15 protein-coding genes are annotated in these 15,143 nt (G+C 68.2%); 5 read left to right on the forward strand and 10 right to left on the reverse strand.

Annotated elements, in window-relative coordinates:
- The first annotated feature begins 140 nt into the window (after positions 1-140).
- Together QSK10_RS20970 and QSK10_RS20975 are read left to right on the forward strand one after the other, a co-directional pair.
- The gene (locus QSK10_RS20970) at positions 141-1,007 is read left to right on the forward strand and encodes a helix-turn-helix domain-containing protein (protein WP_285665394.1); all 867 of its coding nucleotides are present in this window, start codon (positions 141-143) and stop codon (positions 1,005-1,007) included.
- On the forward strand, positions 1,007-1,189 hold the full coding sequence (locus QSK10_RS20975; protein WP_285664613.1) for a DUF397 domain-containing protein: 183 nt from the start codon (positions 1,007-1,009) through the stop codon (positions 1,187-1,189). The genes QSK10_RS20970 and QSK10_RS20975 overlap by 1 nt, the downstream gene beginning before the upstream one ends.
- Positions 1,190-1,208: 19 nt before the next feature.
- Here the strand turns inward: QSK10_RS20975 and QSK10_RS20980 are convergent, their stop codons facing one another.
- Genes QSK10_RS20980 through QSK10_RS20990 form a run of 3 tightly spaced genes read right to left on the reverse strand, consistent with a single transcriptional unit; the run spans position 1,209 to position 2,639 of the window.
- Positions 1,209-1,757: a hypothetical protein gene (locus tag QSK10_RS20980; RefSeq protein ID WP_285664614.1), complete on the reverse strand. Its 549-nt coding sequence runs from the start codon at positions 1,755-1,757 to the stop codon at positions 1,209-1,211.
- Positions 1,754-2,368, reverse strand: coding sequence for a hypothetical protein (locus QSK10_RS20985; protein WP_285664615.1), 615 nt, complete (start codon positions 2,366-2,368; stop codon positions 1,754-1,756). The genes QSK10_RS20980 and QSK10_RS20985 overlap by 4 nt, the downstream gene beginning before the upstream one ends.
- A 16-nt stretch (positions 2,369-2,384) precedes the next feature.
- A complete protein-coding gene (locus QSK10_RS20990) occupies positions 2,385-2,639 on the reverse strand; it encodes a hypothetical protein (RefSeq protein ID WP_285664616.1) in 255 nt (84 codons plus the stop codon).
- Between the two features lie 169 nt (positions 2,640-2,808).
- On the opposite strand from QSK10_RS20990, the gene QSK10_RS20995 reads away from it, so the two are divergent.
- A complete protein-coding gene (locus tag QSK10_RS20995; RefSeq protein ID WP_285664617.1) occupies positions 2,809-7,947 on the forward strand; it encodes an AAA domain-containing protein in 5,139 nt (1,712 codons plus the stop codon).
- 109 nt (positions 7,948-8,056) lie between these two features.
- Here QSK10_RS20995 and QSK10_RS21000 read toward each other — a convergent pair whose 3' ends face one another.
- On the reverse strand, positions 8,057-8,326 hold the full coding sequence (locus QSK10_RS21000) for an SAV_915 family protein (protein WP_285664618.1): 270 nt from the start codon (positions 8,324-8,326) through the stop codon (positions 8,057-8,059).
- A 392-nt stretch (positions 8,327-8,718) separates the two neighbouring features.
- Here QSK10_RS21000 and QSK10_RS21005 point away from each other — a divergent pair, with 392 nt between their 5' ends.
- A complete protein-coding gene (locus QSK10_RS21005; protein WP_285664619.1) occupies positions 8,719-9,810 on the forward strand; it encodes a hypothetical protein in 1,092 nt (363 codons plus the stop codon).
- On the opposite strand, the gene QSK10_RS21010 is transcribed toward QSK10_RS21005, so the two are convergent.
- The 3 genes from QSK10_RS21010 to QSK10_RS21020 form a co-directional block, all read right to left on the reverse strand.
- Positions 9,776-10,360: a hypothetical protein gene (locus tag QSK10_RS21010; protein WP_285664620.1), complete on the reverse strand. Its 585-nt coding sequence runs from the start codon at positions 10,358-10,360 to the stop codon at positions 9,776-9,778. The genes QSK10_RS21005 and QSK10_RS21010 overlap by 35 nt on opposite strands.
- A 127-nt stretch (positions 10,361-10,487) precedes the next feature.
- On the reverse strand, positions 10,488-10,892 hold the full coding sequence (locus QSK10_RS21015; RefSeq protein ID WP_285664621.1) for a hypothetical protein: 405 nt from the start codon (positions 10,890-10,892) through the stop codon (positions 10,488-10,490).
- A 69-nt stretch (positions 10,893-10,961) separates the two neighbouring features.
- Positions 10,962-11,486 carry a PadR family transcriptional regulator gene (locus QSK10_RS21020; RefSeq protein ID WP_285664622.1) on the reverse strand — a complete coding sequence of 175 codons (525 nt, stop codon included), beginning with the start codon at positions 11,484-11,486 and terminating at the stop codon, positions 10,962-10,964.
- A gap of 120 nt (positions 11,487-11,606) precedes the next feature.
- Here QSK10_RS21020 and QSK10_RS21025 point away from each other — a divergent pair, with 120 nt between their 5' ends.
- Positions 11,607-12,929, forward strand: coding sequence for an MATE family efflux transporter (locus QSK10_RS21025; RefSeq protein ID WP_285664623.1), 1,323 nt, complete (start codon positions 11,607-11,609; stop codon positions 12,927-12,929).
- Here QSK10_RS21025 and QSK10_RS21030 read toward each other — a convergent pair.
- From QSK10_RS21030 to QSK10_RS21040, 3 genes are all read right to left on the reverse strand, one after another.
- Positions 12,874-13,425 carry a snapalysin family zinc-dependent metalloprotease gene (locus QSK10_RS21030; RefSeq protein WP_285664624.1) on the reverse strand — a complete coding sequence of 184 codons (552 nt, stop codon included), beginning with the start codon at positions 13,423-13,425 and terminating at the stop codon, positions 12,874-12,876. The genes QSK10_RS21025 and QSK10_RS21030 overlap by 56 nt on opposite strands.
- Before the next feature lie 151 nt (positions 13,426-13,576).
- Complete coding sequence (locus tag QSK10_RS21035; protein WP_285664625.1) at positions 13,577-14,341, reverse strand: glucose 1-dehydrogenase; 765 nt, start codon at positions 14,339-14,341, stop codon at positions 13,577-13,579.
- Positions 14,342-14,391: 50 nt separating this feature from the next.
- Positions 14,392-14,979, reverse strand: coding sequence for a phosphatase PAP2 family protein (locus tag QSK10_RS21040; RefSeq protein WP_285664626.1), 588 nt, complete (start codon positions 14,977-14,979; stop codon positions 14,392-14,394).
- Positions 14,980-15,143 lie beyond the last annotated feature (164 nt).

The following is a 15,143-nucleotide window of genomic DNA, read 5'->3' on the forward strand; positions in this document are numbered from 1 at the left end:
CCTGTCGCAGTGTGGATCTCGCCTGCCCAGTGGATCTGAGCTGCGGAGATCACCACTGGCGACAATGGACTCACCCAGTGCTACTGTGGCATGACGCGATCGTTTTAGCAACGACCCACGGCCGATTAATTGAGGGTGTCATGGTTCAGTCACTTCGCCCGGCTGGTCCGAGCCTGCGAAGCCAGTGGCTCGGGCAACGCATCAAGCAGCTCCGAGTCGAGCACCAGGTTCCGATGGCCGAGATCGCCGAGTTCCTCGATATGGCGCAATCGACCATGAGCCGCATCGAAAATGCTCTATCCGCGATCAAACGCGGTGACCTCAAGGAGCTGCTGACCTTCTACAACGCCGATGAGGAGACTCGCGAGCAGCTGCTCTACCTGCGCGACATCGCTTGGCGGCGTGACTGGTGGGATGGGAGTACCGACGGCGGGCAGGTGTCCTCGTTCGCCGACTACGCCTGGCTCGAATCACGCGCACTCACGATCCGTGCGTACGGAATCCTCGTCATCTCTGGCCTGTTTCAGACGGCGGAGTACGCAGAGGCGGTCATCCGCGACTCGGCGATCCAAGGCGAATCAGCGCATCGAATCGACGAGTGGGTGAGTCTGCGGCTCAGGCGTCAGGAGATCCTCACCAAGTCTGACCCGCCCACGTTGGATGTGGTCCTAGACGAGTCCGCGCTTCGGCGTCGCTTTGGTGGCCCCAAGGTCATGCGTGCCCAGCTTGAGAACCTTGTGCGGCTCGCGGCTCTCGATCATGTGACCATCCGCGTGCTGCCGTTCACCCACACTCTTCACTCAGGCTACGAAGGCACGTTCTCGTACTTCACGCTGGAAGAGCCCTACCCCGATGTGGCCTACTCTGAGTCCGCCGTGTCCCAGATGTTCGTAGAGACGCCAAAGAAGCTCGATCACCTTGAACGGGTCTTCACTTTGCTGTCAGGATCAGCACTGCCGTCCGACGAGTCGGTCCGGTTCATCTCCGCCATCGCGAAGGAACTCTGATGATCTGGCGTAAGAGCAGCTACAGCCCCAATGCGGGCGGGCAGTGTGTCGAGATCGGCCCCACCCTCGACCACATCGCCGTCCGCGACAGCAAGGACCGACACGGCCCGGTCCTCACCACGTCCCACTCCGAGTGGGCCGGCTTCGCCCGCGACCTGCGAACCGGCCTCCTCGACCGCTGAAACACCCGCGGCGGCCCGACTACAGGGCCGCCGCCCAGGTCTTGGTCTTGTCGCCGATCGTTCCGGCGACTCCGGATGCCTTCTCCAGTCCGGAGGCTGCCGTGCCCAGCTCCCCGATCGCAGTGTTGACCTGGGAGTTGGAGGAGCCTTCCAGGACTCCCTGGAGTTCGGCGAGCAGAGCTTCCACCTTGTCCTTCATCCCTCGGATGCGGCCGGAGCAGTCCTCTGCGGCAGCAGCGGCTCCAATCAGGATTCCCTTGAGGGCTCCGAGGCTCCCGGCTGACGCGGACTCGACCGGCTCAGCCTTCTTCGCGTCGTCGCGGGCCTGACCACGGGAGGCGGCGATCGATCCGACGATCTTGGAACCTCCGCCGAGCGCGAACCCCAGTGCTCCACCGATCGCAGCCATGGTGGGACTGCCCGTCATCGAGCCCATCACAGCCCCGGTGACTGCGCTGCCGAAGGACCCGACGGCCTCCTTGAGGGAGCTCCACTTTTCCTTCTTCACCGCCCCAGCCCACGTGGTCGGTGGCTTCTCATCGGCTTCCCGGTCCTGGCCGTCTCTCACGCGACCGGCTCCACGACACCTGCCTCGATTGCGACGATCGCCGGAAGGAAGATGGCCACCTCGTTGGCGAAGGCTTCGGGCGGAGCGTCTTTGCCGCGCTTGCGGAAGGCCTTCGAGAGTGACTTGCAGCCTTCCCAGATGGAGCCGTGAAGGTAGGAGTAGGTCCAGATTCCCAGCGCCTGACGGTTGACCACGGTCGACGCCTCTCCCACGACGAGTCGATAGAGGTCGCGCCGATCAGGGATGTTCCCTGCACATGTGCCGGTTGGGATGAGCCGATACCGCTTGAAGAACTCGGTGGGTATCTCAGTTTCGAGATCGACCTCGACGAGTACGCCCTCACTCAGTAGGAAGTCGACAGCTGATCCGGGGTTCGAGATCTTGTACGTCTCCCGTGCGACCTTCTCCAGCTGCTCGCGATTGAACTCGTGGCGGGCCTGGGCGTCGAAGCGATCGTGTGCCGCCGCCCAGACGGTCGCCTGTTCATAGGTGAACTCGCCGACCTGTGAGCCAGCAACGATCTCGTAGTACTCCGGATCCTTCTTCTCAGGCTTGTCCGGGGCGTAGTACGGTCCCCGCCCGCGCCCTACCGCCATGATGATCTTCGCCATGTGTCCCCTCACTCTCCTAGAGCATCTCTCGGTATGCCCCGAGCTCCTCGATCGCCACAGAGAGCGCCGCCACGGCACCCTTCAACTCCGTGGTGACCGCATCCGCCTCACTCTTCACCTGACCCGGTACGTCCGAAGAGGACCCCTCCCCGATCGTCGCCACAGGCCCGGCGACTCGTGCCTCCAGATCCTCCGCGACCTGGCCGCACAGCTGCGCCAACCCACCGAGATCCTGCAACACACCGTCCACGACCCGGATCACGTCATCCACGCCCGGATCCCTCCCCCTGACCTAAAGTCACGCTCGCCACGGTACCGCCTGACTCCCACCACCCATTCAGTCGACTTTCCCGTTACACGCGGCTATGCGATCCTCGACGGATGCGTGCCCCTGCAAGCGATTCCGCCCTCCTCACCAGTCAGGCCCGCGGAGGTGCGAGGTGACCCGCCCCGATCCCTTGGCCGAGCGGGCGCTGCGGCTCTTCGACTTCCTCACCGAGGTCCAGCAGCTGAAGAACCGCCCGGTGACCGATGTCGAGTCCTACGAGCGGGTCCTCTGGTTCGCCGACTTCCCCGCGCACCCCTCGATTCGCGTCACGGGCTTTGACGCGGACACCGGGGCCGAGGACATCGTCGCGACCGTCGACCGGGTCGCCGAGATACCACCGCCGGAGCCGCCACTGGCGCTCAAAGGGCTTCTTCTCGGTGAGCTGACCACTCCACGCGAGGCCCCGCGGCTGAATGAAGACAAGCGCGACACGCAGCCCGACCACGAATGGCGCAGGCTCTCCGAAAGCTACGACACCTGGATCGACCGCTGGTTCGACTGGGCCGAGCGCGAAGAGGCCGACCGTCCGGTCCGCGAGCTGTACCAGCGGCTCTTCCGGACCCGGATCCAAGCCGTCGGGGAGGCCGACCAGCTGGAGCTCGTGATCGGTCTCGGCCTGCTCACCTGGGACCCCGACACCGGCCCCATCCGCAGGCACTTCCTCACCACCACCGCCTCGATCGAGTTCGACGACCTGAGCGGACGCCTGCGAGTCGTCCTGGACCAGACCACCGAGGCCCTACGCTGCGAAATCGACATGGTCGACCCGGGGCTCTTCGCCGATCCGCAGCGCCTGCGTGACATTCGGGAACTCGCCCGCTCCGACGCTCATCCGCTCGACCGTGAGCATGTCGGTGACATCGTCAGCCGCCTCGTGCACGTCCTCGACCCCGCCGGTGGCTACGACGACGTGGACACCAGGGTGGCTCCGGGGCCGCGCGCTTTCGCCACGCTCGCCCCCGCCCTCATCTTGCGCAAGCGCTCCCGGCGCAACCTCACCGAGATCTATCAGACGATCATCGAGCAGATCCGCGACACGGGCATCGTGCCCGGCGGCCTGCGTCCCCTCTTCGACCCCGACCACGACCCGGCATTGCCCGCTCCCAGCGGCGATGGCGCCATCGTTCAGGTCGACGATGAGATGTTCCTGCCGCTGCCGGTCAACGACGTCCAGTTGCGCATCCTCGAACGCGTCGACACCCAAGCACAGACGCTGGTGCAGGGACCGCCCGGCACCGGAAAGACCCACACGGCCGCGGCCTTGCTCTCCCACCTCCTCGCACAGGGCAAACGCGTCCTGGTGACCGCCCAGACCGACCGGGCGCTGCACGAGGTCCGCGACAAGCTTCCTGAGGCCATCCGAGACCTGGCCGTCGCGGTGGTCGGCAACGGCCGGGCGGAAATGGCCGCGCTCAAGGCCTCCGCGGAACGGATCGGGGACCGGATCAACGATCACGACCCGCTGGAGATCAAGGCGACCGTAGACCGCTGCCTCGAAGCCATCGACCGTCTTCGCCGCGAGCGGGCCGTGCTCCGCGGGCAGCTGGTCGAGGCGCGAAAGGCGGAGGTCTGGGAGCACGAGCGTCCGGGCTACCGGGGCACCCTTGCGGCCATCGCGCAACAGCATGGAGCCGACCGCGACCGCCATGGCTGGATCGACGGCCTGGGCGGAGGCCAGGACGCGGCACCGCTGAACAACGACGAAATCGGTGAATGGTACCGCCTCGTTAGCGACTCCGGCCTGGGTGCCGAGTCCACCGACGTCATCGAGGCCGCGGGACGTCTGGTGCCCACCACGGAACTGGCGACCTCGGAGGACTTCGCCGCTCTGGTCGCCGCCGAACGCGAATCGGAGGGCCGGGCGGACCACTACGCCGAACTCCGGGATCACCCGGCACAGCAGGGCATCGCGGCACTGTCGGCAGCCGACCGCCGGCCACTGCGAGACGTCGTCATTGCACTGGCCGAGGACATCGAGGGCTTCCGGTCCCGGCGGGAGACCTGGATCGCCGTGGCACTGTCCGATGTGCTCCAGGGCCGGGAAAAGATCTGGACCGCCCGTCACACCGAACTGCGTTCCCTGGCCGAAGACGCGATTCCGCTGGTGAGCGGTTTGGGACCGCGCACCACCGTTACGGCCACTGGAGAACTCGGTCCGCTCATCGCGCTGGCGAAGGCCGTGTCAGACCATCTGGCCGCCGGTGGGAAGGTCAAGACCAACGCCGACGGCACGGTGAAGTACGGGCTCGCCACCGCGGGGATCGTCAAACAGGCGCGCGCTCTGTTCGACAACGTCCGCGTCAACGGGCTTCCACCTGCCACTGCGGACGGGCTCGCGCTCTTTCGTGCGTGGGCCGAGGCGACCGGCGTGCTGGACGCCCTCGACCGTGCCTGGCCGCAGAGCGTCGAGATCCCCGATGAGGACACACTCTCCGAGCGGCTCCAATGGCACCTTGCCGAGATCGAGCAGCTCACCGCACTGCTGAACTTCGGCGACCGTCTGGCGGCCACGAAACGAGATCTGCCGGGCCTGGGAGTCAAGGCTCCCGACTGGACGGACCTGGACGCGGTGGCAACGTGGGCCGAGGTGGTCGACGCCGTCGACGCGGGCGAGCGACTGGAAGCCGCAAGACTGCCACTGGCAGCGCTGGAGCGAGCCGTCAACGACCGTGCCGGGTTCGGCGACGCGGCCAACGCGACCCTCGCATTGCTCGCGGCCATCCGGGCCAGGGACACCGCGGGGTACGTCACCGCTCAGACACGGACGCTCCATCTGCATGAGGTCGCGTCCCGTCTCGCCCGGCGGGACGAGCTCGATGCCGCGCTCACCGTGGGCGCTCCCGGACTCCGGCGCGTCATCGAGGCGAGCCCGGTCGCCGACTGGCAGTCACGGCTCTCCTCCTTCACACAGGCGTGGAACTGGGCTTCGACCGGGTCGTGGATCGCCGAGCTGGAGAGCGTCGACGTGAACGCGCTCCGCGCGAGGGCCGATCGGGTGGACACGAGCCTGCGCGGACAAGTCGAGAAGCTGGCGGCGACGCGGGCGTGGTCTTACGCGGCCTCACCGGAGCGGGTGGACGGCCGCACCAGGCAGGCGCTCATCAACTACGTCCAGCTCTTCCGGCGCGACGGCAGAGGCATGGGCAAGTACTCCGCGGGCCGTCAGGTGAACATGCAGAGCGCCCTCGACCGGTGCCGCACCGCGGTACCGGTCTGGATCATGCCCATCCACCGGATCGCCGATCAGCTGCGCGTCGCACCCGACATGTTCGACGTCGTGGTCGTCGACGAGGCCTCGCAGGCCGGCCTGGAAGCCGTCTTCCTCCAGTACCTCGCACCCCGCATCGTGATCATCGGCGACGACAAGCAGGTATCTCCCGCGGCCGTCGGCACCGTCGAACAGCAACTGATCGACCTGGCACACCGCCATCTGCCGGACATGCAGGACAGGTCGGCGTGGTCCGACCCGAAGCACAGCCTCTTCGACGAGGCCAACCTGCGCTTCCGGGAGAAACTGACCCTGCGCGAGCACCGCCGGTGCGTACCGGAGATCATCGGCTTCTCCAACCGGATCGCCTACGAACCGGAAGGAATCCGGTTGATCCCGGTCCGGCAGTACGGCGCCGACCGGCTGGATCCGGTCATCCCGGTGCACGTCCCGGACGGCTACACCCGCGGCACTCGCGGGAAGGTCAATCCTCCCGAGGCCGACGCCATCGTCGACCAGATCGTCAAATGCATCGCCGATCCGCGCTACGACGGCAAGACCTTCGGCGTCATCTCACTACTGGGGCAGGCGGCCGACCAGGCGAAGTACATCGAAGGGAAGCTGCTGGAGGCGATCGGCCCCAAGGAATGGGAGGCCAGGCGGCTGCGATGCGGGATCGCCCCCGACTTCCAGGGCGCCGAACGCGACGTCATGTTCCTCTCCATGGTCGCCACGGTGGAACCGGACGTGCGCTACCGGCCCTTGACGACGCTGGAGTTCGTGCAGCGCTTCAACGTCGCGGCCTCGCGCGCCAAGGACCAGATGTGGGTCTTCCACTCCCTGCGGCTCGAGGAGCTGACCAACCAGGAGGACCTGCGGCGCAGGCTCCTGGAATACGCCTACGAAGTGCGCGCCAGGACGGAGGTCGAGGGCCTGGCATCGCCGGCGGTGCCGGAGAACGAGCGCGTCGAGCCCTTCGACTCCCTCTTCGAGCAGCGCGTCCACAATCGCATCCGCGACCGCGGCTATCGGGTCGAGCCCCAGATCGAGGCCCTCGGATACCGCATCGACCTGGTGGTCGTCGGCGCGAAGGCGAAGCTCGCCGTCGAGTGCGACGGCGACCATTGGCACGGACCCGAGCGATACCAGGACGACCTACGGCGGCAACGGGACCTGGAGCGGTGCGGGTGGCGGTTCTTCCGGATCCGCGAGTCGCGGTTCTACCTCGATGAGGCGGCCGTCCTCGACGAGCTGGTCGAGCGCCTGCGGGAGCTGGAGATCGAACCAATAGGGTCGGCCTCGTTCCCTCGTCCGGCACCCGAACCGGTGACCGCTGAGGCGGCACCGCGTGCACTCCCGGTCAAGCCTGAACCGACCAGGGAACCCGAGCCCGTCATGAAGCCCTCGGTGATCCGGGAGCCGGAGCATCCTGTAGAGGAGCCGACGAAGGCTCGTCCTCCCACCGTGGTGCGGGTCGCCACACCGATCGCAGAACGAGCCGTGGCCCCGGCCCCATCGGCGCTCGACGGGCGGCTGGAGCCCTACCAGCGGTACACCGGAACCCGACCGCCGCTGGCGGGGCCCGTGCTGCCCGGCGTGCTCATCGAGGGCCTCATGTCCATCGTGGCCGTGGAGGGCCCGATTCTCGGATCGCACCTGATCCGCACCTATCGGATCGCCACCGGTGCCGCACAGACCGGCAGGTTGATGAGGGAGAGCCTGAACAAGGCCATCGTCGGTGCTTTGAAGCGAGGTCTTGCAATGGAGGACCCGCTGAAAACGAGCCTGATCGACCACAGGACCTTCCGGTTGCCGGGGCAACCCGGGGTGAGGCTGCGGGAACTGGGGCCCCGCAACCTCTACGACGTTCCTCACATGGAGCTGGCCACGGTCATGGCATTGTGCGCCGAAAAGACCGGTTGGCGGGCGAATGAGCCGCTGTTCCGGGAGGTGCTGGCGATGTACGGGCTGGAGCGGCTGACCGACAAGGTGGAGGACCACCTGCGGATCGTGAAACCGCTGGCACGCGAACTGGGGGACTGAGGGCGTTGCCGGAGCGGGCGGCGAACTCTGCCGCCCGCTCGCCTAGAACAGGGCCGTCACCAGCAACAGCACCCCGACGATCGCCAGCAGCCGCCAGATCCCCGCCGCGTCAGACACCCGCTGCCACCGGCATCGAGATGTCGGGGGCGACCAGGATCGGGTCGACCTGAATCCTGTTGACGCCCAGGGGCCGCAGCATCGAGCGCAGCGCCGACTCCGCCAGCCGCGTCCACGGCTGGCGGTCGCCCATGGCGGCGGCGAGGTGCTCCAGTGAGGTGAAGGCGATGCCGACGCGCTCGCCCTGGGGAAGCCGGCCGGTGCGGATGACGGCGGCGAGGCGGGACTGGTGGACCGGGACGTATAGATGAGCGTCGCTCAAGGGACTGCCCCTCAGGTGCGGGCCCGCGGGATGCGCGCCGACTCGTCGACGCTAGATCCAGATCTTCGTCGTGACACCGATCCCGGCGTGATCTTGACGGTCCGAGGCCGCTCTCATACCGATGCTTGACGAGCGGCGAATATTGGTCGCACATCGTGTGCTGGCCGATTGGCTACCATGAGAGCTGTCGTCTCAGTGTCTTTCACCGGAACGGTCCGAGAAGCGGGTAGAACCGCATGGGATCGGTGCCCGGATTCGAACATCAGTTCCTTGATCGGTCACGTCGATGCCCTTCCGGGGTGGATCGGGGTTGCGTCATGTCAGGCGATTCGGTTCGGCAAGGACCATTACCTTCCACTGGAACGTCGCTGGCGCAGACGGATGCAACCGCCTTGGAGGCGGTGCGCGGTCGCTTCTTCGACTTGCGGAGCGCTCACGGAGCGAAAGCCCCATCCGGCCTGGAAGGGGCGTCGTTCGGTCTCGGCCTGGTCGGTGCAAAGGCCTCCGCGAGGTTCATCGCGCTCCGGGACCACATTAAGGTGCCGTGCATCCTGGACTCGGCGGCGAGCGCGAGGAGCATCGCCACGTCTGCGACACCACTTGACTACAGCGAGCTGACCGGAATGCTCGGTCCCGAGATCTACCATCGGGATGCCCTCAGTCTTGGTGCCGCCGCGAGTCTCTCCGCCTCGTGCTATATCGAGGCGCATGACACGGCGGCATTGGAAGCGGTCGCCGAATCCTCATCCCGAATCGACTCCGGTGGCGTGATCGCGTCGGTCGCTCTGGATGTGAAGTGGCTCAGAAACGATGCCGTCGATGAGCTGATCGAGGTTCTGCGCGGCATTTCGCGGCCGGTCGCGCTGACGCTCGGCGGTCAGTTCAATCCGACCGACGCGCACACCACGAGCATCCCGAACCTCCGCCGGATCTACCGGGAATGTGGCCACGTCGGCCTGTGGAGAGTCGACGTGCTGGTCGGCTTCGATGCCATGGTCCATGGTGCTCTGTTCGCCGGGATCGGCAACTCGGGAACCCTCCGCCACCTCGTCCCGCCGGACGAGAAGCCGCGCTTCGGCGGTGGTGGCGGGCGCCCGGCTGTCTACATACCGAAGCTGATGCAGTATTTCTCGCTCGACACATTGACGGACCGATGGACGCAGGTCGGCGGGCTGATCTGCGACTGTCCCGTCTGCGAGGGGCGTGCTCCGACATGGATGGCCGAACTGAGCGAGGGGATGCGCGCTGCGGCCGCCGACCATAATCTCTGGTGCTGGCTTCGATTGTGGGAAGAGCTGGACGAGGGGTCGAGCGCCGAACGTGCGAGCCGGCTTGCCGATCGGATCGTCGCGGCGGTCGAGGCGCACACCGAAGAGAGTGAGCGAGTGGGCGCACTCGGTGCCTTCAAGCCATCGCCCACTCTGGCGACCATGGCGAAGCTCGCCGCCCTCACGCCCGAAGCCGCGCGTACACCCGCTCCTTGAAACGCCATCGTGCTGACGTGATGCGGCCCGGACGGAAGGGCGCCGGCGGAACATCGAGGTCGATGGCGGAACCGAAGGCGAGCCCGACGCCGAACCGGCGTGCGTGCGTTCGTGCGAGATCTCGGTCCGCGAAGTTGGCCGGCAAGCACATGACCCGGGCGGTGAAGGGGGCGAATCTGCCCACCCGTTCGAGACCTGTGCGCCACGACCGGGCGTGGACCAGAACTAGATCGACGCGTACTGGGGTCACAGCGGCGCGGACGACGTCGGCCTGCGTGCGCACTGTGGCGCCAGCGGGGAGACGGGCGACCCTGCGACGCTCGGATGCCGTGAGTGCCGCGAGTGGAACGGGCATCCCGACCGGCAGGGACAGAAGGGTGTCGAGCTGGGAGGCCTCTACGATCGCGCCGAGTCCCACCGCTTCGCGGCGGCGGTCCTCCGCCGCGTCCACGTGATGCCACACGGTCGCGGAGGTGCCCAGAATCTCGATCCGGCTGCGGACCGAGTCGTCCGGGACGAGGGCTTGGAAACTCTTCATCGTTTCGCTCACGTGAGGGTCGTACGGTCTCGAAGACGGCTGAGCCCGTCTCGGCCGCATTCATATCATCGCCACGGCGCGGGGTGAAGGCCCCGCGCCGATCCGTTATTCCAGGTTCGTCGTTCCATGTAGTGAGCCGCTATGCCGTCAGCAACCCCAGGCCGAGTGCGATGACTCCGGCGGCCAGTGAGGCGGCGCCCAGGAAGAGGATCACGATGGCCTTGTTCGGCTGGGTGCGGTCCTTGCCGGCGCTGGCGGCGAAGAAGCCGCCGGACATCAGGATCGCCGCGGCGGGGACGCCGAGGCGGGCGATCCAGGCGGGGATGCCGGTCAGTCCGGACGAGGGCATCAGCAGCTGGGTGACGAGGCCGAGGATGACCAGGACACCGGCGTGGGCGTGGCCGGCGCGGGCGAAGGACTTCTGGAAGCCGGTCATGGGGACCTGGCCGCGGACGATCTTGGTCATGAAATAGCCGCCGAACTCGATGGTCACCATCGACAGCAGCATGATTCCGGCGAGGATGCGCCCGGTGTCGTCCAGCATGGCCGGTTCCTATCTTGTCAGTGTCAAGTCGAGTACGTGAAGAAAGATAGCGCACTAATCTAGTCAGTGTCAAGACTGCAGCTCGGAGATGGTTCTGCGCAGCCAGTCCTTCTCGGCGACGCTGGTCGCGCGCGCGATCTCGACCATCCCGCGCCGGAACGGGTCCGGGGTCTGGGACGCCTTCACGCGCGTGCCGTCGCGGACGAAGAACGCCGCCGGGGCCTCCAGGAATTCCAGGCGGCGGCGCAGGACGGCGGCCTGCTCGCCGGGGGAGTCCAGGTGCCGCAGGAACGCCAGAAGCGTGAAGTACCTGTTCCGGTCGGTGATCTCCACCTGCTTCGGCTCGCGCAGGCGGCGGCGCAGTTCCTCGCGTCCGGTCTCGGTGAGGGTGAGGACCTGGCGTGGCGCGGCTCCGGTGCCCTCCTCCAGGTGGCGGGTGAGGAGGCCGTCGCGTTCCAGGCGGGTGATGGCGGGGTAGAGGGCGCCGTCGCTGACGGGCTTGACGTGGCCGGTCAGTGCCGAGATGCGCGACTTCAGCTCGTAGCCGTGGAGGGGTTCCTCGTAGAGGAAACCCAGGATCGACAGTGGCAGCAAGGCGGCGCCCCTTTCAGTCGTGGCGGCTCGATCTTGCCCCAACTCCGGCCTTGTGGAGACGGGGTCGAGGCTATATCGTTCCGATGCACCTCGATTCGAGGTATTGATCGGAGGTCCCTCGTGCACCATCGCCGCATCCTCTCCCTCGCCGGGCCCGTCTACGCCGAGCTGCTGGCCGGGGTCGTCGCCGGTGTCATCGACATCGCCTGGGTCGCGCGCCTCGGCGCCGGTTCGGTGGCGGCCGTCGCCGTGGCGACCAACGTGGAGAACGCGCTCATGGGCGCGGCCCTCGTCGTCGAGCTCGGCGTCACCGTCCTCATCTCCACCCGCCGGGGCGCCGGACGTCCGCCCGGCGCGGCGATCCGCGCGGCCTGGCTGCTCTACGCGCTGATCACCCCGGCCGTCGCGGTGCCGGGATTCCTGCTGCGGCACCAGATCGCCGGGCTGTTCGGCGCGCCGGAGGCCGCGGGTTTTCTTGCAGTGTCCATGCCGGGCCTGGCCCTGTACTTCGGGCAGCTCGTCGTCTTCGGCGTCTTCAAGGGACGCGGCGACACCCGCACCCCCATGCGCCTGGCGCTGCTGGGCAACCTCGTCCTGCTGGTCCTGGACCCGCTGCTCATCTACGGCCTCGGCCTCGGCGTCGAGGGCGCGGCCCTGGCCACCGCCATCGGGCGCGGTGTCTCGCTGGCGGCGGGGCTGTGGCTGCTGCGGACGGTCCGCGGCGGCCCCGGGAGCCTGCGTGCCGACGTGCGCGCCATCGCCGCCACCGGCACGCCGATGGCCGCCGAGTTCGCCACCCGGCAGGCCGGCGCGCTGGCCATGGCCGGGATCGTCGCCGGGTTCGGGACGGTCGCGCTGGCCGCCTACGGGATCGGCACGAAGGCGATGTACGCGGCCACGATGGGCTTCTACGCCGTCCGGCAGGGCGCCACCATCCACACCTCGCACGCCGTCGGAACCGGGGACGCCGACGTGCGCGGCATCGCGCGCCACACCCTGCGCATCGCCGCCGTGGTGGGCCTGGCCGCGGCGGTGGTCTACGCGACGGCGGGGGAGTGGCTGATGCGCGTCTTCACGAGCGAGGACGCGGTCATCGCCGCCGGGACGGGCTTCCTGCGCTGGATGGCGCCGTACCTGCTGGCCCTGTCGTGCCTGATCGCCGCCACCGGCGTCCTGCTGGGCACCGGATCCGGCGGGCGGCTGTTCCTCATCACGCTGACCGGGACGGCCCTCCAGCTCCCGCTGGCCTTCGCGCTGTCGCGGGCGTGGGGACTGCCCGGCGTGTGGATCGCGCTGATCGCGTCCGTCGCCGGGCAGTTGATGGCGGTGCGGGTACTGGGCGTGGGCCGGTCCGCAAGGGGAGTGGAGACGGACCGGCCCGGGCTCATCAGGACGCCGGGGCGTACACGTCCGTGGCGAACGGCCCGATCCGCGCGCCGTTGAACGCGAAGATCTGGTTGACCCGGTTGGCTTCGGCGGCGTTCGGGTACGGGTTGGTGCACGAAGTGCCCGCGCTGCCGCCGGACATCAGGTACGAGCAGACGCCGTTGTAGTTGTCGGGCAGGCCCAGACCGTGCCCGATCTCGTGGGTGACGATGCGCAGCGGGTTGTGCCCGGCGCGGATGTCGTTGCTGTCGATGTAGATCGTGGCGCAGCCGGCGCCGCACGGGTAGGCGCGCGAGCCGCCGCCGGTGGTCCCGTAGATGCGGATGGTGGCGCTGCCGCCGCGGACCATCCGGACGTTGGGGGCGCGCGAGCTCCAGATCTGCGCGGCCTGGTCGGCCTGCGTCCCGTAGGCGCTCGCGGAGTAGTAGACGGTGCGGACATTGAGCGAGGAGTCGGCGATGGCGGCGGACTCGGCGACCAGCTGTACGCCGATCAGCGCCAGCGCCATCGTCATGAGGGCGGTGAGCACGCGGAAGGAACGCTTCGCTAACACGAGGTGTCTCCCTTGGGGTGTTTGCCGGGGGTTTCCCACCGTTTCTTTCCGGTTGCGGCGGGTTTCACCGACGGTACAGATGCGGACATGTGAGGGTCCAGTAGGGGAAACCCTCGACATACCGCCGATAAGTCAGTGAAGTGGGACGGTTTCACTGACCCATCACGTACTTGACGGTGGGACCGGCCGTCCAGCCGCCGTCGACGGCGATCTCGGCCCCGGTCACGTAGGACGCGGCGTCCGACAGCAGGAACACCACCGTCCCGGCCAGCTCGTCGGCCGTCCCGACCCGCCCCATCGGGGTGTTGGGGTAGTTGCCCTCGCCGGGCTGGATGCCGGTCTCGGCGGTCATCGGGGTGTAGGTCATGCCCGGGTGCACCGAGTTGACCCGGATCCGGTCGCCGCCCAGCTCGACGGCGGCGACCTTGGTCAGCCCGCGCACGCCCCACTTCGAGGCCCCGTACCCGGCGGTCAGCGCCAGGCCCATCAGCCCGGCCGCCGAGGAGATGTTCACGATCGACCCGCCGCCGCTCTGCCGCAGCGCCGGGATGGCCGCCTTCATGCCGAGGAACACCCCGAACAGGTTGATGCGCAGGACCAGCTCGAAGTGCTCGGGCGGCTCGTGCTCGATGAACTGCCCGGTGGCGATCCCCGCGTTGTTCACCAGCCCGTCGAGCCGCCCCCACGCCCCCAGCGCGGTGTCGATCGCGACACCCCACTGGGAGGCGTCGGTGACGTCCAGACGCTGGTAGCGCGCGTTGCCGCCGAGCTTCTCGGCCAGCGCGGTTCCCTCGTCGTCCAGCACGTCGGTGATCAGGACGTTGCCGCCCTCGGCGGTGATCGCGGTGGCGAAGGCCGCGCCAAGGCCGCGCGAGCCTCCGGTCACCAGCACGGTCTTACCGTCGAGTGCGGGCATGATCTCTCCCCAGGTCGTCCCGCAAGGATGCTAGACCGTTTCGGGGGCATTCACCCCGCTATCAGCCAGTACGGCAGCGGCGCCACCACCGCGCCCCACACCACCCCGGCCAGCACCTGCGCCGGGGTGTGCTCGCGCAGCGCCACCCGCGACCAGGCGATCGCGGCGACGAGGACGAGCCCGGTCAGCGCCACCGGCCCGAAGGCGAGCGCGATGATCAGGACGGCGCTGGTGGCCACGGCGGTGTGGAAGCTGATCTTCCACAGCAGCGTGACCAGTGTCGTGGTGACCACGCCCGACAGCAGCGCCACCGCGGCGGCCAGGACGGGCCGGGGCGCGCCGGCCGCCCAGAGTCCGGCGAGTCCGAGCGCGGCGGTGGTGATGGCCAGCGCGAGGGGCTTGAGGCGCTGGGCGCGGACGGTGACGTTGCGGTCGGTCAGCAGCCCGCGCTTGGTGGCGATCTCCACGACGGCCTGCGGGATGATCGAGGTGCCCAGGGCGGCGGCCAGGCCCCAGGCGAGGGTCCCGGCGGGGGTGCCGGTGGCGTGGGCGGCGACGGCCAGGCACAGCGCGGTGACGACCGCGGCGGGGTGCAGGACGGTGGTGACGGCGCGCGCGAGGCGGTTTTCGGACGGCACGGTGGCTCCCTGAGGGGGCGCCGTGTGACGGCAGGGCGCGGCGAAAGGTTCCCCGGACGATAGCCCGCGCGCGCCAGCCCGGCTTTCACTGATCGGCGGGCGCCGGCGCGCTTCGCGCAGCACGCCTGCGCGGTCGTGTCGTGGTCATCACCTGGACGGGAGTT

Source organism: Actinorhabdospora filicis, assembly GCF_030269765.1.
Lineage (GTDB): Bacteria > Actinomycetota > Actinomycetes > Mycobacteriales > Micromonosporaceae > Actinorhabdospora > Actinorhabdospora filicis.